This is a genomic window from Glutamicibacter sp. X7 (genome assembly GCF_054889245.1).
Map to the genome: position 1 here is coordinate 3,483,745 of NZ_CM142678.1, position 18,931 is coordinate 3,502,675.

Here is an 18,931-nt window from a genome sequence, read left to right on the forward strand (position 1 = left end):
GTGTTCCAACCACCGCTTCCGCGGCCAGATTCCCCGAACCCGCTGTGACTTAGCCCACGCGATCGAGTGATTCCATCACCTCGGCGAGCAGGCCGCGCAGCTGGGCGGCGCGCCGCTCATCGAGTCCGACGGACGCCGCCATGCGCTCTGGAACATCGGCCACGGTCTCACGCAAGGCAATCCCCTGCTCGGTCAGCGAGATGAGCACCCGGCGTTCGTCGGCCGCGCTGCGCACGCGATGCAGGTGGCCGGCGGCCTCCAGGCGCTTGAGCAACGGGGTGAGCGTGCCGCTATCGAGGCGCAGACGGGTGCCGAGTTCGCCGATGCTCAGTGGTTCTAGATCCTTCCAGAGGGCCAACATGACCAAATATTGCGTGTAGGTCAGCCCGGATTCCGCCAGCAAGGCGCTGTAGGCGCGGGTGACGGCGCGGGTTGCTGCATGTAACGGGAAGCAGAGCTGGGCGTCGAGGTCGAGCTGTTCGTAGGCCATGGCAAAATTATAGCTTGCCAATTTAAATTGCGCACAATATAGTTGTGCTCATGACAAACAAAACCCTGTACACCGCAACCGCCGCCGCCTACGGAGATGGCCGCAATGGCCGCATCGAGTCCTCCGATGGACTACTCAGCGCCGAGGTGCGCACCCCCACCGAGCTCGGCGGCCCCGGTGGCGCCACCAACCCCGAGCAGCTCTTCGCCGCCGGCTACGCGGCCTGCTTCCACTCCGCACTGAAGCTGGTGGCCGGTCAGCACAAGGCCGACGCCTCGGACTCCGAGGTCGTGGCCGATGTCAGCCTGCACGGATTGCCACAAGGTGGATTTGGTCTCGCGGTGCGCCTCGAGGTTGCCCTGCCGGCCTTGGAGCGGGAGGAAGCCGAGAAGCTGGTCGAGGCCGCCCACCAGGTGTGCCCCTACTCCAACGCCACCCGCGGCAATATCGACGTCTCGCTCTCGGTGGCCTAAGGTGACCGCGCTGACCATCGCCGGCCTGGCCCTCAGTGGCCTCGCCGCCGCCGTGCACGTGCTGATTTTCTGGCTTGAGTCTTTCGCCTGGCTTACGCCGCGGGCGCGCAGGATCTTCGGCACCGGGGAGTCCGAGGCCCAGGCCACCCGCGAACTCGCCTTCAACCAAGGGTTCTACAACCTCTTCTTGGCCATCGCCGTGCTCCTTGGCCTGGTGTTCTTCGGCGCCGGGGCGCAGACCGTGGGGGCGACGCTGATCTTCACCGGCGCAGGCTCGATGGTCGCGGCCAGTCTCGTGCTGCTGCTCAGCAGCCCCGAGAAGCGCGCGGCCGCGCTGAAGCAGGGCGTGCTACCCCTGCTGGGCATCGCCGCACTGGCGCTGGGCCTGCTCTAGTTCCGGCGCACCCATTGGCACCGTCTCGCATGCGAGGCGGTGCCAATTTCTGTATCCAGCGCGTTGCGCCTAGTCGGGGATCAGCGCGGTGTCGCGCACCATGGCCAACGCCGCGGCCAAGGCACCTTGCACAACCACATCCTCGCCCATTTTCGAGGCGACCAGCTCGGCCCAACTGAGCGTGTAGTCGCGGCTCATCAATTCGCGGGTGCGGGCCAGCACCGGCTCGATCCGCTCGGCCACGGATCCGGCAATGATGATCCGGTCCAAATCCAAAAGCCCGGAGAGCAGCATGCAGACCGGGGTCAGCACCTCGGCCAGCGAACCGAGGATGTCCTGCGCACAGCGATCCCCACGGCGCGCGGCGGCAAAGACGAGGTCGGCGTCAATCGACTCGGCCGGCACCTCGGCCAGTTCCCCGCGCAAGGTTCCGGCCGCCGCGGCGGCCCGCACCTCGGTGCGCGCGTGGTAGGCCAGACCATCGGGTGTGCGCACCCCGGCGATCATCTCCAGCACGCGCATTTCACCCACCGCGCCATGCTGCCCACGCAACAGCCGCCCATCCACCACCAGTCCGGTACCAAAGCGCTCCCCGGAGAGCAGCGTGGCGAAGGAGCGCACCCCGGCTCCGGCGCCACCGGCGGCCTCGGCCAATGCGGCGAGGTTTGCGTCGTTATCCACCAAGACGCGCCAGCCGCGCTCGGCAAATTCGGCCTGCAGGTTCGGGTTCATGCGTTCCCACCAGCCCTCTGCGCCATCCGAGACGGAGGTGCCGTGGGCATCGACCGGAGCGGGGACTGCGATCGCCATGGACATGATCTGCTCTTGCCCGAGATCAGCCTCGGCGAGCACCGAATCGACCAGATCCACCAATGCGGCGCGCCGTCTGGGGCCGGAGGCGTCGGCGGGTATTTCCCGATCGCGCTGCGCCACGATCACCCCATGCAGATCCGCGACGCGGGCACGTAGCCGCGACTCGTCGCTTTCGCAGGCGATGACATAACCGGCCTGTGGGCGGAAGAGGTAACGCAGCGCCGGCCGCCCCTTGACGTAGCTGCCGGCGATACGCGAATCCTCGGCCTGTTCGATCCAGCCGGCCTCGACCAGATCGCGGCACACCGAAAGCACGGTGGCCCGCGTCAGCCCAGTAGCTTCGATTAATTCGCTCGCGGTCATGGGCTTTCCGGGCCAGATCGCCTGCAGGACGCTGCGCGCGTTGACGGTGCGCGGGGATAATCCGGCGCCCGCCGACGCGGCGCCATCCGCCTCGTTCAGGGGGAGCCATCCCGGCCACGCTGCCGGGTCCAAGTCCTTCAAAAAGTCCACGCAACAATTATAGACACGCTTATATTTAGGTGCTAATTTTATTCCCACGCCGCGTGACGGGCACCACATGCCCGGCACCCGCGATCGTCACCGCCGCACGAGAGGACGCCATGCACCCGATCAATTCCCCCGGAGCCACCCCGGCCCGCCACGGGGTTTCCCGACGCCAGTTACTGGCAGGCTTTGCCGGCCTGTCGACACTGGCCGCACTGGGCCTGAGCGGGTGCTCGGCCAGCGCCACCGCGGGCCAATCGCTGCGCTTCTACCAGACCAAGCGCGAGGTGATCGAGTACATCCGGGGCCTGCTGGCGGACTTCCACACCGAACACCCCGAAATCTCGGTCGTCCACGACACCGCCGAAGGCACGCTCAACGGCCAGTTCGTGCGCAGCACGCCGCCGGATCTGGCGCTGCAGCTCTACAACTTCGAAATGTCGCGCTTCCAGGAACGCGGGGAACTCTCCGATCTCTCGGACCTGCCGCAGGCCGCGGCCATCGCGCCGGCGGTGCGCGAACAGATCGAGCTCTACCCGCTCTATCCCGGGCGCACCTCGGTGCTGCCCTACTCGATGATGGCCGCGGGCGTGATCTACAACAAGGAACTCTTCGCCAAGCACGACGTGGCCGTACCCACCACCTACAGCGAGTTCATCACCGCCTGCGAAACCTTCGAGGACGCCGGGGTAACTCCCATGTATGGCACCTGGGCCGACGCGTGGAGCGTCAAGCAGGGACTGGTGGACTACGCGGTCGGCGGCATGGTCGACGTCATCGAGTTCTTCAAGCAACTGCGCGCCCTCGGCCCGGACGTCACCGCCGACTCGCCGGTCTCCTTCTCACGCACGCTGCGTGAACCGCTGGAAAAGATGCTCAAGATCGCGAAGTTCACCAACCGCGATGCCAAGGGACGCATCTACGGTGACGGCAACCAGGCCTTCGCCAAGGGAGAGGCGGCCATGTATCTCCAAGGTCCGTGGGCCCTGCTGGAAATCGAAAAGGTCAACCCAAAGCTTTCGGTGGGCACCTTCCCGCTGCCGATGACCGAGAACCCGGCGGATAACAAGGTGCGCGTCAATCTCGACCTGGCCCTGTGGATTCCGAGCAAGGCGAAAAACCCGGACGCCGCCCGCGAACTGCTGAAGTTCCTGACCCAGCCGGCCATCCAGGACGAATACAACCGTTTCGCCCTGGGCTTCGGGGTCCGCAACGACGCGCCGCCGGTCAGCGACCCGCGCATCAGCGAACTACAGCCCTATGTGGACAGCGGTGCGATCTATCAGGGTGTCTCGCAAGGCATCCCGTTGACCATCCCATTCGAAAACTACTGCCAAGACCTGGTCTTCGGGGGCAATCTCGAGCAGATGCTCGCCACCCTCGACGCCGACTGGGTCCGGCTGGCCAAGCGCGCCTAGGAGCCCTCGATGACGACTACCGAACAATCGGCCAACGCCCCGCGGCCCGAGACCCTCAGTCCCGCCAAAACCCAACCGCGTAAGCAGCGCAGGCTGGGCAAACACCCGGATGGCACGCACTGGCTTTTCCTCGCCCCGACACTGCTGGTGTTCACCCTCTGTATCGTGCTCCCGGCGCTGATGGGCATTTTCTTCAGCTTCACCAACTCCGTGGGCTACGGCGACTGGGAGTTCGTCGGGCTGAGCAACTACGCGCTCATGTTCACCGATCCGGCGATTCTCTCTTCCTTCGGCTTCACTCTGGGCTTTGCGGCAATTACCGTGATCGTGACCAATATTGTCGCGTTCCTGCTCGCGGTCGGGCTGAGCGCCAAGATCCGCGCCCGTGTCGCGCTCCGCACGATTTTCGTGATCCCGATGGTGGTCTCCCCCATTGTGATCGCCTTCGTCTTCAAGTTCCTCTTCGCCAAAACCGTGCCCGCGGCCTCCGGCGCTCTGGGGATCGGGCCGCTCGAGGAAACGATTCTGGCCAACCCGGATTTGGCGTGGCTGTCCATCGTGATCGTCACCGCCTGGCAGGCGATTCCCGGCACCATGCTGATTTATATTGCCGGATTGGTCGCCATTCCGGACGACATCTACGAGGCCGCCTCCATTGACGGCATTGGACCATGGCGCCAGATGTGGCTGATCACCATTCCGCTGATGGCCGGATACATCCTCATCAACGTGGTGTTGACCTTCAAGAACTTCCTGAACGCCTACGACATCATCAAGGGCCTGACCGACGGCGGTCCGGGCACCTCGACCCGTTCGGTGGCCATGACCATCTTCCGCGGCTTCACCGACGGCGACTACGCCTACCAGATGGCGACCGCCACGATCTTCTTCATCATCACCCTGGCCATCGCGCTGCTGCAGCTGCGCCTGACCCGCCCAAGGAAGCGCTAATCATGACGGCAACACCGAGTAGTCCCAAATACAGCAGCACCCAGATTCTCTCCAAGGGGTCCAAGGTCCGTCGTCGCGGCGAGCGCTTCAACCGTCCGCTGACCCTGATCTTGACCCTGTGCACCCTAACGGTGCTGATTCCGCTGCTAGTCACCGTGTTCATGGCCTTCAAAACGGCCGGTCAGGCAGTCGAGGCTCAGGCCTTCGCCCCGCCGGCCCCGTTGAGCATCGAAGGTTTCCTCGAGGCGTGGCGGCTGACCAACTTCCCGGTCACCTTCGCCACCTCGCTGTTTGTCTCGGCGATTGCGGTGGCCGGGGCGGTACTGATCTCATCGATGGCCGCCTACGCCATCCACGCCAACTGGGAACGCAAGTTCTTCCGCTTCGCCTTTTTCTACGTGCTGGCCGCCATGTTCCTGCCCTTCCCGGTGCTTGCGCTGTCGCAGATCAAGCTCAGCGGCATTGTCGGCCTGGATAACCCGCTCGGGGTGGGCATTTTGCATGTGATGTTCGCACTCGGTTTCAATGTCATGCTGCTGACCACCTTCCTGCGCAACCTGCCCGGTGAGCTCGAAGAGGCCGCCCGCATGGACGGTGCCAGCACCTGGCAGACCTTCTGGCAGGTCATCTTCCCGGTGCTTGCGCCGATGAGTGCAACGGTGGGGATCTTCGCCTTCCTGTTCTCGTGGAACGACTTCATGATGCCCTCGATGATCATCTCGGACCCGGCCCAGCAGACCTTGCCGGTGGTGCAACAGCTCTTCCAGTCGCAGTTCTCCAGCAATTACCACGTCTCCTTCGCCTCCTACCTGATGGCCATGACCCCCTCGATTCTGGTGTACATCCTTACCCAGCGCTGGGTACTCTCCGGAGTGACCCAGGGCGCGGTAAAGTCCTAGTCCCCGCGTGTCCGTATTTTCGAAAGGAATCTCAGTGACGAGCTCCCTCCGCCCCGCCGACCACACCTCGGCGGACCGCATGGCCGACCCGAACTGGTGGCGGCAGGCCGCCGTCTACCAGATCTACCCGCGCAGCTTCGCCGACGCCAACGGCGATGGCATCGGCGACCTGCAAGGGATAACCGCCAAGGTGCCCTACCTGCGGGAGCTTGGCGTCGATGCCGTCTGGCTCAGCCCCTTCTACCCCTCGGCGCTGGCCGACGGCGGCTACGACGTGGACGACTACCGCGACGTCGACCCAAAGATCGGCACACTCGAGGATTTCGACCGGATGGTCGCCGCCCTGCACGAGGCCGGCATTAAGCTCATTGCCGATATCGTCCCGAACCACTCCTCAAACCGTCACGCCTGGTTCCAGGAAGCGCTGGCGGCCGGCCCCGGATCCCCGGAACGCGACCGCTATATCTTCCGGGACGGGCGCGGCGAGCACGGGGAACTGCCACCGACCGACTGGGAATCGGTCTTTGGCGGCCCCATGTGGCATCGCGTCACCGAGCCCGACGGCCAGCCGGGACAGTGGTACCTGCACATCTTCGCCCCGGAACAACCAGACTTTAACTGGCAGAACCGGCAGGTGCGCGAGGACTTTTTGACCACGCTGCGCTTCTGGTCGGATCGTGGGGTGGATGGCTTCCGCATCGATGTGGCCCACGGGCTGACCAAGAACCTCGAGGGCGCGCTGCCCACCAAGGCCGAACTCGATGCGCGCAAGCACGCCACCGATGGTTTCGTCGACGGCTCGCACCCGTACTGGGACCGCGACGAGGTGCATGAGATCTACGCCGAATGGCGCAAGCTGTTCGACTCCTACGATCCGCCGCGGACCGCCGTGGCCGAGGCCTGGGTGCACGCCGACCGGCTCGCCCGCTACGCACGCCCCGAGGGTCTGGGACAGGCCTTCAACTTCGATCTGTTGCTGGCCGACTTCGACGCGGCCTCCTTCCGCGAGGTGGCCACCAAGGGGCTGGACGAAGCCGCACGGTCCGGGGCCTCCTCCACGTGGGTGTTCTCCAACCATGACGTGGTGCGCCACGCCACCCGCTACGGGCTACCGGTAACCGAGCACCCGCACACCGGCAAGGACTGGCTGCTGCGCGGCGGAGCGCGCTCCGAGGTCGACACCGAGCTGGGCGAGCGCCGTGCGCGGGCCGCCACCCTCTTCCAACTGGCCCTGCCCGGCTCGGCCTACCTGTATCAGGGCGAAGAGTTGGGCCTGCATGAAGTGGGGGACCTACCCGACTCCGCCCGCCAGGATCCGAGCTTCTACCGCAACCCCGGCAAGGAGATCGGGCGCGATGGTTGCCGCGTACCGCTGCCCTGGAGTAGCCAGGGCCCCTCCTTCGGCTTCGGTGACGGCGGTGCACATCTGCCGCAACCGGCGTGGTTCGCCGACTACTCGGTGCAGTCTCAGGACGGCACCGCCGGCTCCACATTGGAAATGTATCGCGCGGCACTGAAACTGCGCCGCGAACTACAGACCGAGGAACGTCTTCACTGGTTGGTCAGCGGCCACGAGCAGGTACTGAGCTTCGAGCGCCCGGGCGGCTGGGTGGTGGTCAGCAACTTCGGCAACGAACCGGTTGACCTCCCAGCCGGTGAGGTGTTGCTGGCCAGTAGCGAGCTGAACGACGCCACTCTGCCCGGGGCCACCACCGTATGGTTGCGCCGCTAACCACCTACTTTTACCCCACGAAAGGATTATGAATCGATGAGTCTGAGCACCGCGCCAGCCACCGAACGCCCCGAAACCCTCACCGATGCAAACTGGTGGCGGCAGGCCGCCGTCTACCAGATCTACCCGCGGAGTTTCGCCGACGCTAACGGCGATGGCATCGGTGACCTGCAGGGCATTACCGCCAAGGTTCCCTACCTGAAATCCCTCGGGGTGGACGCCGTATGGCTCAGCCCCTTCTACCCCTCGGCGCTGGCCGACGGTGGCTACGATGTCGCCGACTACCGCGATGTCGACCCCAAGATCGGCACCCTGGACGACTTCGATCGGATGCGCTCCGCCTTGCATGACGCCGGGATCAAACTGGTCGTGGATATTGTCCCGAACCATTCCTCCAATGAGCACCGCTGGTTCCAGCAGGCGCTGGCCGCGGGCCGCGGCAGCGTCGAGCGCGACCGCTACATCTTCCGCGAGGGACGCGGGGACAATGGCGAACTACCGCCGAGCGACTGGACCAGTATTTTCGGTGGCCCGGCCTGGACCCAAGTGGAGGACGGGCAGTGGTATCTGCACCTGTTCGCCCCCGAGCAACCGGATTTCAACTGGTCGAACCCCGAGGTGCGCGAGGACTTCTTGACCACCCTGCGGTTCTGGTCCGACCGTGGCGTCGATGGTTTCCGCATCGACGTGGCGCACGCGCTGAGCAAGGATCTTTCCGATCCGCTACCCAGCGAGGCGGAGCTGAACCAAATCGATCGCAGCTCGGGCACGCACCCGATCTGGGACCGCGACGAGGTACATGAGATCTACGCCGAATGGCGCAAACTGTTCGACTCCTATGATCCGCCGCGCACCGCCGTGGCCGAAGCGTGGGTCGAACGGCACCGCCGACCGCGCTACGCCAGCGCACAGGGCTTGGGGCAGGCCTTCGAGTTCGATCTGCTCACCCAAGAATTCGACGCCGCGGCCTTCCGCGAGGTGGTCACCGACTCGCTGGAGCTGGCCGCCGAGTCCGGTTCCTCGTCCACCTGGGTACTCTCCAATCACGATGTGGTGCGCCATGCCACCCGCTACGGTTTGCCGCCGTTGCAGGCCAGCGTGGGCTCCACCGAACGCGATCAGAAGCAGGGTCAGGCCTGGGTACTGGCCGGTGCCCCGGAAACGGCATTGGATCGCGCCCGCGGGGAACGCCGGGCACGGGCGGCCTCCCTGTTCGAGCTGGCGCTCCCGGGCTCTGCCTACCTGTACCAGGGTGAAGAATTGGGGCTCCACGAGGTGGGCGACATCGCCGATGAGGCGCGGCAGGATCCGACTTTCTTCCGAAACCCCGGGGTGGATAAGGGCCGCGACGGCTGCCGCGTACCCCTGCCATGGAGCAGCGAAGGGTCCTCCTTCGGTTTCGGTTCCGGCCACGCGCACCTGCCGCAGCCGCAGTGGTTTGGCGACTACTCGGTGGCGGCGCAAGATGGCACCGCTGGCTCGACGCTGGAACTGTATCGCGCGGCGCTACGACTGCGGCGGGAGCTGCAGGGCGCGGAAACCCTGCAGTGGCTCGAGACCGCTCGGCTGGACGTGCTGAGTTTCGAGCGGCCCGGCGGCTGGGTGGTGGTGACCAACTTCGGCACCGAACCGGTTGACCTGCCCGAGGGGGAACTATTGCTTAGTAGCGCAGAGCTGGTCGCCGGGGCGCTGCCCGGTGAGGCAACCGCCTGGTTGCGCCGCTAGTAGTAATTCTTAGGGCCCCGCTTCACTTTGGAGCGGGGCCCTAACTCATTTAACAGCTCCGTTGCGTTCCGGCATTGCAGCTGCCGCCAGTTTAAGCGCAGCCCTGTCTGGAGAATCTAGGTCCTACTCAGCAGGTTTAGAGCAACCTACGCAACAATGCTCGACCCTTTTTGTTATTGAGAATCATTTGCAATAAGCTTAGGGCGTTTGGTTCCTGGACGCGGCACTCGTTGACCGCACGGCTCGACGCACATGAAAACGGAGCAATCTCTCAATGAAACACCCCAATCCCGTCAAAGCACTCTCACTCGCCCTGCTAGTCGCGCTAATTAGTGGGTGCAGCACCCCCGGCACTGTCGATCGCACGAACGCGAACAGCACGACGGCCGAATCGGTCACCATCGACAGCTGCGGCCGAGAGGTCACCTTCGATACGCCGCCAGAACGCATCTTGGCCGTCGGGTCGGAAGCCCCGGCACTGCTCGAGGCGGCCGGTGCTGGCGAACGAGTCACCCACTACGCGGGAAGCTTGCAGGTTCCCTTCGACGCATCAACCCAGCGTGTGGTGGAGCAGGCCGAACGCATCGCCGAGGATTCCCACAAGGTGTCCTTTGAGATGATCCTGAACAGTGGGGTCGATGCGGTGATCGGCACCGATATCACCGCAGGCGTTGACCTCGACTCGCTGGCCCAGCGCCTGGAGGGAGCCGGGATCAAATTAGTCACGGTCAGCGGCTACTGCGCCGGTATCGAGGGGCGTTCCACACACAACCTCAGCGGCTTCGAGTTGATCTACCGGGATATTGAGAACTACGGCAAGGTCTTTGGCACTCAGGACCAGGCCGCGGCCTCCATCGCCGATCTACGCAAACGAGTTACCGCAGCCACCGAGCTCGTCGGTGACCACGCCGCGCGCAGCGCGGTCCCCCTCTATGTCCCGGCCGAAGGAACCGTGGGCTCCTACGGCGGACAGTCATTGGTGTCGGAGCAAATGGAATTGCTCGGCGTAGAAAATGTCTTCGCCGATGTCCCCAAGCGTTACTTTGAGCCCTCCACCGAGGCGCTGACCGATGCGGCTCCGCAACTGATTTTCGCCATGTTCCTACCCACCGGATCCTCGCAGGTTGAAACCGAGCAGGACGTCGTGGACGCGGTGCGTCAGCGCCCCGAGCTGGCCGGTATCGAAGCGGTATCGGACGACTCGGCCCTGCTGCCACTGAATTACTACTACACCTCCCCCGGCCCCTTGGCCGTGGATGGCCTGGAGCTGCTCGCTAATCGCCTGAGCGACGGATGAGCCGGCTCACCCAACACTCCCGGAGCGCCGCCTCCCACTCATCATTGCGCCGAGGGGCTCTGCCATCGGCTACCGCCGTGGAGTTCGTCAAGCTCTCGCCCACCGAAAACATGACTCTCCTGGTCACCAGCGGGCACCCCAGCGCGCACTACCCAGCGATTGCGGCCCAGCTGCTCCAAACCCAGCATGTGCACGCCGAGCAGGTCGGATTTATCCGCACCGCATCCACCCCGGAGGCGCACGCGCGGTTGCATATGGCTGGCGACGAATTCTGCGGCAATGCATGCATGGCGCTGGCCGCCTACCTTGCCGCGCACGGCGGATTACTACCCGGCCGGTCGCGACAGATCACCCTCGAGGCCTCGGGCAGCACCCGGGCGGTGCACTGTCTGGTCGAGCACCGCGACTCGGGATACCACTGTCAACTCTCGGTGCCCGGGCCACTGCGTGTTGAGCCCTACCGTTTCCCGGGTGCCGAAACGGCGCCCTGCGCTCTGTTGCGCTATCCCGAAGCGATTCATCTGGTGCTCGAAGGCAACCCCGCAGATCCGCATCTGCGTGCCGCGGCGCAAAACCACGCACGGAATCTAGCACTACGCACCGGTATCGCCCTGGTCGGGGTAATGCTCTACGACCCGATACGACAACAACTAGCACCACTGATCCACGTGCCCGCGCTGGATTCCATGGTTTTCGAACGCAGTTGCGGTTCGGGCACCGGCGCAGTGGGCGCCTACTTGGCCGCTACCGGCGGCCGCTCGATCAGCACCGCGGTGCACCAGCCCGGAGGCACCATGCACGTGAGCGCACAGTACACACAGGGAACCGTCACCGAGCTTGGTATCGGTGGGCAGGTTCGCATCATCGCCGAAGGGACAGCCTATGTTCACATCTAACCCAGTCACCACCGAGCCAACCGTTGCGAGCTCCGATGAGGCGCAACGGTTATTGGAGAGCCTGCACCAGTATCGCCGGCTCTTCACCGAGGCTCTCGCGGCCTATGACGGCAGCACCGGAGGGGCCCGACACCTCGAACAGGCCATCGCCAACTATGCCCGGCTGATCACCAGCGCATCGAACGAGGCACGGTTCACCCGGCTCCTTCAAGATGGCGGGGCACCGACGGAAGAATTAGTGGACGAACTGCGTGCACTCTCGGCACGATGCGCCGGGGTGCTGGAAAAGTACCGGGCGCTACGGTTGCTCAACGGTCAGGAAAGCACCGACGACTACTTCATGAACGTTGAATCCTGCATCGAGCAGGAATTCGGGGCGATGACTCCGGATGAGCATTCCAAGGTGCTGCTCATCGGTTCCGGTTCCTACCCGATGACCTTGCTCCACCTCGCTCAACAGACCGGGGCCCGCACTCTCGGTATCGACATCGACGCAGAAGCCGTGGAACTGGGCCGACGGGTGGTGCAACAGTTGGGCAGCGGCCTGCACATCGGGCTCGAACAGCGTACGGCCGCCGAACTGGAGTTCACAGCCCAAGCCACCCACCTCGTTTTCAGTTCCACGGTGGCGGCCAAATACGAGCTACTCGACGAGCTCTACGCGCACACCCGCGAGGACGTCGTGGTGGCCATGCGCTTCGGAGATTCACTGAAGTCGCTATTCAACTACCCGATGCAGCCGGTCAACCCACAACGCTGGCAATTGGTGCACACCATCCGCCAAGAAGATCAGGTTTTCGATATCGCGCTCTACGCCAAGGCGCGCACGCAGGCAAAGGACGGATAACCATGGAAGATTTCGGTTCGGTATTAATCGCCGGCACCGGTCCCACCGCGGTGCAATTAGCGCTCCTGTTCACCCGCCTCGAGCATCAGGTGGGCATCGCCGGGCGCCCCTCGGCGCGCTCCGCCGAGTTCTTTGACCGCTTGCAAGCCTCCGCCGGTCAGATTGAGGTCGAGGTGCACAATGAACAACACCGGGCGCTGGCCGGCACCGGCAGGCTCAGCTTCTGGTACACCGATTACACGCACGTACGGGGCCGTTGGGACACTCTCGTCCTGACGGTCACCGCCGATGCCTACCTTCCGGTGCTACGCAGTCTCCCGCCTAGCGTGCACACCTCGCTCCAGCGCATTGTCCTGCTCTCCCCCACCCTCGGCTCCAGTGCCCTGGTGCGCAGCTACACCCGCGACTGGCCCGCCACCCCAGAAGTCATCAGCCTTTCAAGCTACCTAGGGGATACTCGCTGGTCGCAGGGTACTATCGGCGAGCGCGTGCTGACCGCCGGGGTCAAACGCCGCGTCTACGCCGGTTCCAGCGCGGGTAGCTCGCCAAGTCTGCAGGTGCTGTCCAAGTTGCACGCCGGCGTCGGTGTCGAACTGGAGGCAGTTGAACATCCGCTGGCCGCCGAAACACGGAATATGTCGCTCTACGTGCATTCGAGCCTGTTCATGAACGAGTTCGCGCTGCGGGCCGTATTCGATCCGGCGGCGACAAAGAGCTATGTCTATAAGCTCTACCCGGAGGGACCGATCAACCCGGAGCTGATCCGCACCATGCTCGCCCATTGGCGAGAGCTCTCGGCCATTACCGAGCGCTTGGGCGGCGCCCCGGTCAACCTGCTGGATTTCATGCTCAGCGACGGGTATCCAGTGCGCCCCGAAAGCATCAATCCGGTGGACGCCGCCCGCTTCGAGAGCCTGTCGAGCAGCGAGCAAGAGTACTTGCTCTACGTACGCTATGCGTCGCTACTGATCGACCCGTACTCCACCCCGGATGACCAGGGACGCTACTTCGACTTCTCGGCCATCGCTTTCCGTCCGATCTTCCGCACACAGGCTGGGGTATGGGATATTCCGCGGATGCCGAAGGAGGATTACTACCGCACGAAGATCATCCAAGGTCTCGCCCGGCAACTGCAGGTCCCCTGTCCCACGATCGACGCGCTGCTCAATACCTACGAACGATACCTAACCCAGAGTGCCGAAGCCTTAGCCCCGGAACCTTGTTCTGAGGCCTTCACGGTGCAAGATTTTTCCGACGATGTGCAGCTGATCTGCGCCGCAACGGTGGGAGTGAAATGAGCAATAACCTCACAGTCGACCAAACCCTGCCCAGCGAACGGCGCATAGTCGCCGCCCTGTGGCCCACACTGCTCGCCTCCGCGGCGGGTCTACTACCCTTCACCATTTTCAGCACCTTTCTGGTCTCGATCGCAGAATCCGTGGGCGAAGGGAACGCCGCCGTCGGCGCCCTGCGTGGACTCGGCGGAATCGGCGCGGTGCTGGCCGGGGTCGCGCTGGCCCCGCTACTTTCCCGTTTTGCACCGGGCCGCGTGGCTTCGGTGGCGTTGGTGCTCCTTGCCCTGGCCACTGTTGTCGGGTCGTTCGCTTGGCTTCCGGCGCTGGCGGCCTTCTGCCTGATCACAGGCGTGTCGAACGCGTTGCTCTATCCGGCGCTCTCCACGGCGGCGGCCGACCGCTTTGGCTCCGGGCCCGCCGCCAGCCGGGCCGCCACACTGGTCATGACCTCACAAACCCTAGCCTCGACGCTGGGGGCTCCGCTGCTGGTGATCCCCACCAGCTGGTGGGGCTGGCGTGGCGACCTGATCGCGGTGGCCGTGCTGGCCCTCGCGCTGGTCCCGCTACTGCTGCGTTTTGACCGCAACACCCAGCATGCGGCACCGGATACCGCACGCATCGGTTACCTTGCCGCCTTCCGCACCCTTGCCAAGGTGCCGGGGGCACGGGCACTGCTCTTGGTGGCCTTTGGCCGGGCCGGGGCTCTGATGGGCCATCTGGCTTTCCTCGCGCCGTTGTACTCCGAACGCTTTGGCCTGCAACCGAGCCAGTTCGCCTTCGTTTGGGGGCTTAGCGGCGGTGCTTTCTTCCTAGGACATCTCGCGGCCGGTCGACTGTTGAATCTCGAGGAGGCCGATGCACGAGCCCGGCGGGTTATGGTGCTCTGCCTCATCAGCGCCCTTGGCGCTCTGGTTGGGGTGTATCTCGCCCCTAATCTGCCGTTGGCGCTTCTGGCCACGGCGTTGCTTTCGGCGAGTCACGCCGTGGTGGCCGCAGCCGTGGTGACCCTGCTGGTGCGCCGATGCAGTACCGTACGCGGCACCGCGTTGAGCCTAAACTCCGCGGGTATGAGCCTAGGTCTCTTCCTCGGTGCCGCCGTGGCCGGTGCCGGCATGGGCGTGGCCGGCTATCCGGGTGCGGCCACCGCACTCGGGGCGCTCACGCTACTCGCGCTACTAGCCGCCCTGTCTCTGCGACCGGAGCCGACCGAATGAGCACAGTTACCGAATTTTCAGCCGTCTTGCCCCCGCTCCCGGCAGCGGATGACCTCGAGCATGACCGGCGGCGTCGGCGCACCCGCCGATGGCTGATCGGGCTCTCGGTGCTCTTGGTGGCCACAATTCCGGTGGCCGTTAGCCTCGGGCCGGCCAGTATCCCGTTGGAGACGACCGCGAGGATTATCGGCCGGCAGCTTTTCGGGCTTCCGCTGCAAGTGGATTGGAGCGCGTCCGAGGAATCGATTATCTGGCTCTCGCGGGTACCTCGGGTACTTCTTGGAGCCGCGGTCGGCGCGGGGTTGGCCATTGCCGGAGTGGCGTTGCAGGCGTTGACTCGCAATATCCTGGCCGAGCCCTACCTGCTCGGGGTGACCTCGGGTGCCTCGACACTAGCCGCGGCCGCGATTCTTTTCGGTTTCGGTGCCAGCGTAGGTTCGCTATCGCTCACCGGTAGCGCTTTCATCGGGGCGCTCGCCGCCGGGGTGGCGGTCTTCTTATTGGCCCGTGTCAGTGGGCAGATGACTTCCACCCGTCTGGTGCTCTCAGGGGTTTCGATTGGGTACGTATTACACGCATTGACCTCGCTGCTGATTTTCGCCTCCGATGACCCGGATGCGGGCCGTTCGGTGCTCTTTTGGGTGCTCGGTTCGCTCACGCTGGCCACCCACGGTTCGGCCATACTGACCCTCGCGGTGGTGCTGGCCACGCTGATGCTGCTGTTGTATTGGGCTAGGCCGCTCGATGCGCTCGCCATCGGTGATGGCACCGCGCAGACCTTGGGCCTCTCCCCGACCCGGCTTCGCGCGATGGTGATGGTGTTGATCGCGCTCTGCGTCGGAGCCTTGGTTGCCGCCTCGGGTGGGATCGGCTTCGTGGGGCTGATCATCCCTCATGTAGCCCGGCTCTGCGTGGGAACCGCACACCGTCGGCTATTACCGGTCGCGGCGCTGCTCGGTGGGATCTTCCTCATCTGGGCCGATGTGCTGGCCCGCAGCGTCCTGTCCCCGCAGGAACTGCCGTTAGGGATCGTCACCGCACTACTCGGCGCGCCCTTGCTCTTCCTGCTGGTACGCCGGCTGAACCCTACCCAATGATGACGCGTTACATGAAAGGAAGTGAGTAGCCATGATTTCGGCCCAAGATATTTCGGTCGGCTACGATGACCGACTGGTCATTCAGGGCGTCTCGCTCGAGGCGGGCCCCGGTGAAGTGCTGGGGCTGATCGGCCCCAACGGTAGCGGTAAGAGCACGCTGTTGCGCACCCTCTATGCGGCCCTGCGGCCCCGGGCCGGACTCGTGAGCATCGATGGAGACCCGGTGACCGCGTTGCGCGGCACCGAACTGGCCCGGAAGATCGCGGTAGTGGCCCAAGAGACACCCTCGGACCTGCCGATCACCGTGGCCGATATGGTGTTGTTGGGGCGGACAGCGCAACGCGGTGCCTTGGCCGCTTTCGACCGCGAAGATCACCGTGCCGCGGCGCAGGCGCTGACTCGCGTCGGTGTCCGCGACTTAGCGGATCGGCGCTACGCCACGCTCTCCGGCGGTGAAAAGCAACGCGTGCTTATTGCTCGCATGCTCGCGCAACAGGCCGATCACCTGTTACTCGATGAACCGACAAACCACCTGGACATTCGGCACCAGCACGAATTGTTGCGCCTCGTCGGGCAGCTCGGGTTGACCACCGTCATCGTGTTGCACGATCTGAATCTTGCGGCGCGCTATTGCACGAAACTGGTGATGCTCCAGCAAGGGCGGGTCGTGGCCAGCGGTACTCCCGACACGGTGCTCACCTCGGAGCTGATACGCGAGGTCTATGAGGTGAACGCCGAGCGTGTTTCACTCGGCGCCCACCTACAGCTGGTGTTCAGTCCGCTTGAGGAGCCGGTCACGGTGTAGCCGGTTGGTGTTCCCACGGTTACTGCTCCTTGGGCGCAACATGACATATGCCAGACGCGCGAGTGCCGCAGGCTCCAACGAAAGTAGGATTTACAGCCAATTGGGGCCCGGAATAGACTTCAAGGGAATTTATACTCAATCACTTGGGTCGACTTCGTGCCTCCTGTTCGGAGTCCCGCCCGAGTCGTCGACCTAGAGATTGCTCGCCAGCCTAAGGTGGTGCGTTGCCCATTACTGCTCTTTCCGTTTCAGCCATGAGTGCATTTGCACTTGGAGCAGTACTCTGTCTGCGCGCGAGCAACCATTCTCGAGCAAGCTCTCCGACGCTCGAAGGGCGCCGGAATCCATTTCTGATCTTCATTTTCAGCGCCTTGGCACTATTCATTTTTGGGCTCGGGCTATTGATTTTCGACTTCATCAACTAGCCGCCAACCCGTAGCGGATGGCGTCGGTGACGTCATCCGCCGCGGTCCACGCTGTCTCTGGACCGCGTAACGCAACGCCACAGCCGGAGCGTTGGCTGCCCACTAAGCACGTCACGCCGGAGGCGGGCCCTGCCAGAGCTTGAGAATGCGGCGCTGGGAGTGGTCCCCCTCCGGAGCCATGTCCACCAAGGCCACACGGTCCAGCTCCAGCAGTTGTCCGGCATGTCGTCGCCGACCGTCGTGGTGGGTGATGTGCGGCCGGTAGGCCTCGAGGGTATGCCGCTGGCTGGCGATGCGCCCGTGCAGGGCCAGCACCTGCCCAGCGATGGTTTCGTGGAGCTCCTGTAGCCGTGGGTCGGGTTCCACGAGGTTGACCAGAATCGATTCGTGCCGCCCGAACCACGCCTCGGGGCCTACCCGCAGTTGCGCCCCTAAGGCCCGGCAGACGGCCGGGGTCGCATCTTCCACTAGCCGCCGCACGGGATCCGATCCGTCTTCGGCGGTACTGGGCAAATCAAAACGTAGCAGCGTGATGTGCAGTGGCCAGTCCTCGCGCGGGAACATCCCACCCTCGGTCACCGGTTCGACGAACACGACCATCACCAGATTCCGCATGGCTCCAGTGTCACATCGATCGCTCCGGCGGAACAGGGGCCGCTAGACAGTGGTGTGGTTGCGGCGGGCCAGATCGGCGGCGCCGATGAGCCCCGCTTCGGCCCCCAGTTGAGCCTGAGCCACCACCGCATAGGGCCGGTAGCCACGCCCGGAGAGCGTTTTTCGGTAGCTCTCGTCGGCGGTGGCCACCAACTGCGCAGAGGCCGCACCCAGCCCGCCACCGATCACGATCATGCCTGGATCCAGTACCGCGCACAGATTGGCGATTCCCAGCCCCAACCACTGCCCCATCTCGGTGAGCAGGTCCCGGCAGGCCGGATCCCCTTCGGCGGCCAGTCGGGTCACGATAGCTCCGGTGACCTCCTCAGGCGCTCCGTGCACCGCGGCAATCAGGTTGTGCGCCACCGGTGAACCCGAACGCACCAGTTCGGCGCCATCGCGGCCAAGTGCGTTACCCGAGGCGTACTGTTCCCAGCATCCCCGGTTACCGCAAGCGCAGCGGTGCCCTCCGGGAACGATCACCTGGTGGCCAAACTCCCCAGCTACCCCGAAGCGTCCGCGATACACCTCGCCGCCGAGAATCATCGCACCGCCAATCCCGGTGCCTAGGGTCAAGCAGACCACATCGCTTTCTGCGCGCGCGGCCCCAAAGCGGTACTCGGCCCACCCGGCGGCGTCCGCGTCATTGACCAGGGTGACTTCGGCACCCATCAGATCGCGAAGCCGAGCCCGCACCGGCTCGTTGCGCCAGGCCAGGTGTGGACTAAACAGCACGTTCTCACCGGCCGCATCCATCCACCCCGCGGCGCCGACCCCGACCGGGATACCCGCTTCGCCGGCACTGAGTTCATTCACCAGCTCGGCCACAGTGTATTCAACCGTTAGGGCATCATTTTTCGGTGTTTCACGACGAAGTTGACGCACGATGCGCCCTGCCGAATCGACAAGTCCGGCGGCTATTTTGGTTCCGCCTATATCGACACCGATGGCCATAATCTGTTGCACGCTAATAACTCTAAACGTTAAGCGCCTGGTGTC

Annotated in this window: 18 protein-coding genes; 14 read left to right on the forward strand and 4 right to left on the reverse strand. The window is 64.4% G+C overall.

Annotation, left to right across the window (positions count from 1 at the left end; genetic code table 11):
- Positions 1–49 precede the first annotated feature (49 nt).
- Positions 50–490 (reverse strand): MarR family winged helix-turn-helix transcriptional regulator, encoded by a 441-nt coding sequence (locus ACYU0X_RS16525; RefSeq protein WP_461901741.1) that lies wholly within the window; start codon positions 488–490, stop codon positions 50–52.
- Positions 491–540: 50 nt separating this feature from the next.
- Between ACYU0X_RS16525 and ACYU0X_RS16530 the strand changes: the two genes are divergently transcribed.
- Positions 541–963 carry an organic hydroperoxide resistance protein gene (locus tag ACYU0X_RS16530; protein ID WP_461901742.1) on the forward strand — a complete coding sequence of 141 codons (423 nt, stop codon included), beginning with the start codon at positions 541–543 and terminating at the stop codon, positions 961–963.
- Between the two features lie 10 nt (positions 964–973).
- The gene (locus ACYU0X_RS16535; protein ID WP_418909347.1) at positions 974–1,357 is read left to right on the forward strand and encodes a DUF1304 domain-containing protein; all 384 of its coding nucleotides are present in this window, start codon (positions 974–976) and stop codon (positions 1,355–1,357) included.
- A 69-nt stretch (positions 1,358–1,426) separates the two neighbouring features.
- Here the strand turns inward: ACYU0X_RS16535 and ACYU0X_RS16540 are convergent, their stop codons facing one another.
- Entirely contained in the window at positions 1,427–2,683 is a 1,257-nt protein-coding gene (locus tag ACYU0X_RS16540; protein ID WP_418907857.1) for an ROK family transcriptional regulator, read from the reverse strand.
- 53 nt (positions 2,684–2,736) lie between these two features.
- Between ACYU0X_RS16540 and ACYU0X_RS16545 the strand changes: the two genes are divergently transcribed.
- From ACYU0X_RS16545 to ACYU0X_RS16600, 12 genes are all read left to right on the forward strand, one after another.
- Complete coding sequence (locus ACYU0X_RS16545; RefSeq protein WP_418907858.1) at positions 2,737–4,095, forward strand: ABC transporter substrate-binding protein; 1,359 nt, start codon at positions 2,737–2,739, stop codon at positions 4,093–4,095.
- Positions 4,096–4,104: 9 nt separating this feature from the next.
- The gene (locus tag ACYU0X_RS16550) at positions 4,105–5,046 is read left to right on the forward strand and encodes a carbohydrate ABC transporter permease (protein WP_418907859.1); all 942 of its coding nucleotides are present in this window, start codon (positions 4,105–4,107) and stop codon (positions 5,044–5,046) included.
- 2 nt (positions 5,047–5,048) lie between these two features.
- Positions 5,049–5,945, forward strand: a complete 897-nt coding sequence (locus ACYU0X_RS16555; protein ID WP_418907860.1) for a carbohydrate ABC transporter permease — start codon at positions 5,049–5,051, stop codon at positions 5,943–5,945.
- Positions 5,946–6,024: 79 nt separating this feature from the next.
- A complete protein-coding gene (locus tag ACYU0X_RS16560) occupies positions 6,025–7,677 on the forward strand; it encodes a glycoside hydrolase family 13 protein (protein WP_418909348.1) in 1,653 nt (550 codons plus the stop codon).
- Between the two features lie 36 nt (positions 7,678–7,713).
- Complete coding sequence (locus ACYU0X_RS16565) at positions 7,714–9,402, forward strand: glycoside hydrolase family 13 protein (protein ID WP_461901743.1); 1,689 nt, start codon at positions 7,714–7,716, stop codon at positions 9,400–9,402.
- A 274-nt stretch (positions 9,403–9,676) separates the two neighbouring features.
- Entirely contained in the window at positions 9,677–10,699 is a 1,023-nt protein-coding gene (locus ACYU0X_RS16570; RefSeq protein ID WP_461901744.1) for an ABC transporter substrate-binding protein, read from the forward strand.
- A gap of 77 nt (positions 10,700–10,776) precedes the next feature.
- Entirely contained in the window at positions 10,777–11,595 is an 819-nt protein-coding gene (locus ACYU0X_RS16575; protein ID WP_418907863.1) for a hypothetical protein, read from the forward strand.
- Positions 11,582–12,442 (forward strand): class I SAM-dependent methyltransferase, encoded by an 861-nt coding sequence (locus tag ACYU0X_RS16580; RefSeq protein WP_418907864.1) that lies wholly within the window; start codon positions 11,582–11,584, stop codon positions 12,440–12,442. The genes ACYU0X_RS16575 and ACYU0X_RS16580 overlap by 14 nt, the downstream gene beginning before the upstream one ends.
- 2 nt (positions 12,443–12,444) lie before the next feature.
- Positions 12,445–13,740 carry an opine metallophore biosynthesis dehydrogenase gene (locus ACYU0X_RS16585; protein ID WP_461901745.1) on the forward strand — a complete coding sequence of 432 codons (1,296 nt, stop codon included), beginning with the start codon at positions 12,445–12,447 and terminating at the stop codon, positions 13,738–13,740.
- The gene (locus tag ACYU0X_RS16590) at positions 13,737–14,951 is read left to right on the forward strand and encodes an MFS transporter (RefSeq protein WP_309410033.1); all 1,215 of its coding nucleotides are present in this window, start codon (positions 13,737–13,739) and stop codon (positions 14,949–14,951) included. Before ACYU0X_RS16585 ends, ACYU0X_RS16590 begins: the two co-directional genes overlap by 4 nt.
- Positions 14,948–16,048, forward strand: coding sequence for a FecCD family ABC transporter permease (locus ACYU0X_RS16595; RefSeq protein WP_418907866.1), 1,101 nt, complete (start codon positions 14,948–14,950; stop codon positions 16,046–16,048). The genes ACYU0X_RS16590 and ACYU0X_RS16595 overlap by 4 nt, the downstream gene beginning before the upstream one ends.
- Positions 16,049–16,079: 31 nt before the next feature.
- Complete coding sequence (locus ACYU0X_RS16600; protein WP_418907867.1) at positions 16,080–16,853, forward strand: ABC transporter ATP-binding protein; 774 nt, start codon at positions 16,080–16,082, stop codon at positions 16,851–16,853.
- Between the two features lie 536 nt (positions 16,854–17,389).
- Here ACYU0X_RS16600 and ACYU0X_RS16605 read toward each other — a convergent pair.
- Positions 17,390–17,893: a 2'-5' RNA ligase family protein gene (locus ACYU0X_RS16605; protein ID WP_418907868.1), complete on the reverse strand. Its 504-nt coding sequence runs from the start codon at positions 17,891–17,893 to the stop codon at positions 17,390–17,392.
- A gap of 42 nt (positions 17,894–17,935) precedes the next feature.
- Positions 17,936–18,886: an ROK family protein gene (locus ACYU0X_RS16610; RefSeq protein WP_418909349.1), complete on the reverse strand. Its 951-nt coding sequence runs from the start codon at positions 18,884–18,886 to the stop codon at positions 17,936–17,938.
- Positions 18,887–18,931 lie beyond the last annotated feature (45 nt).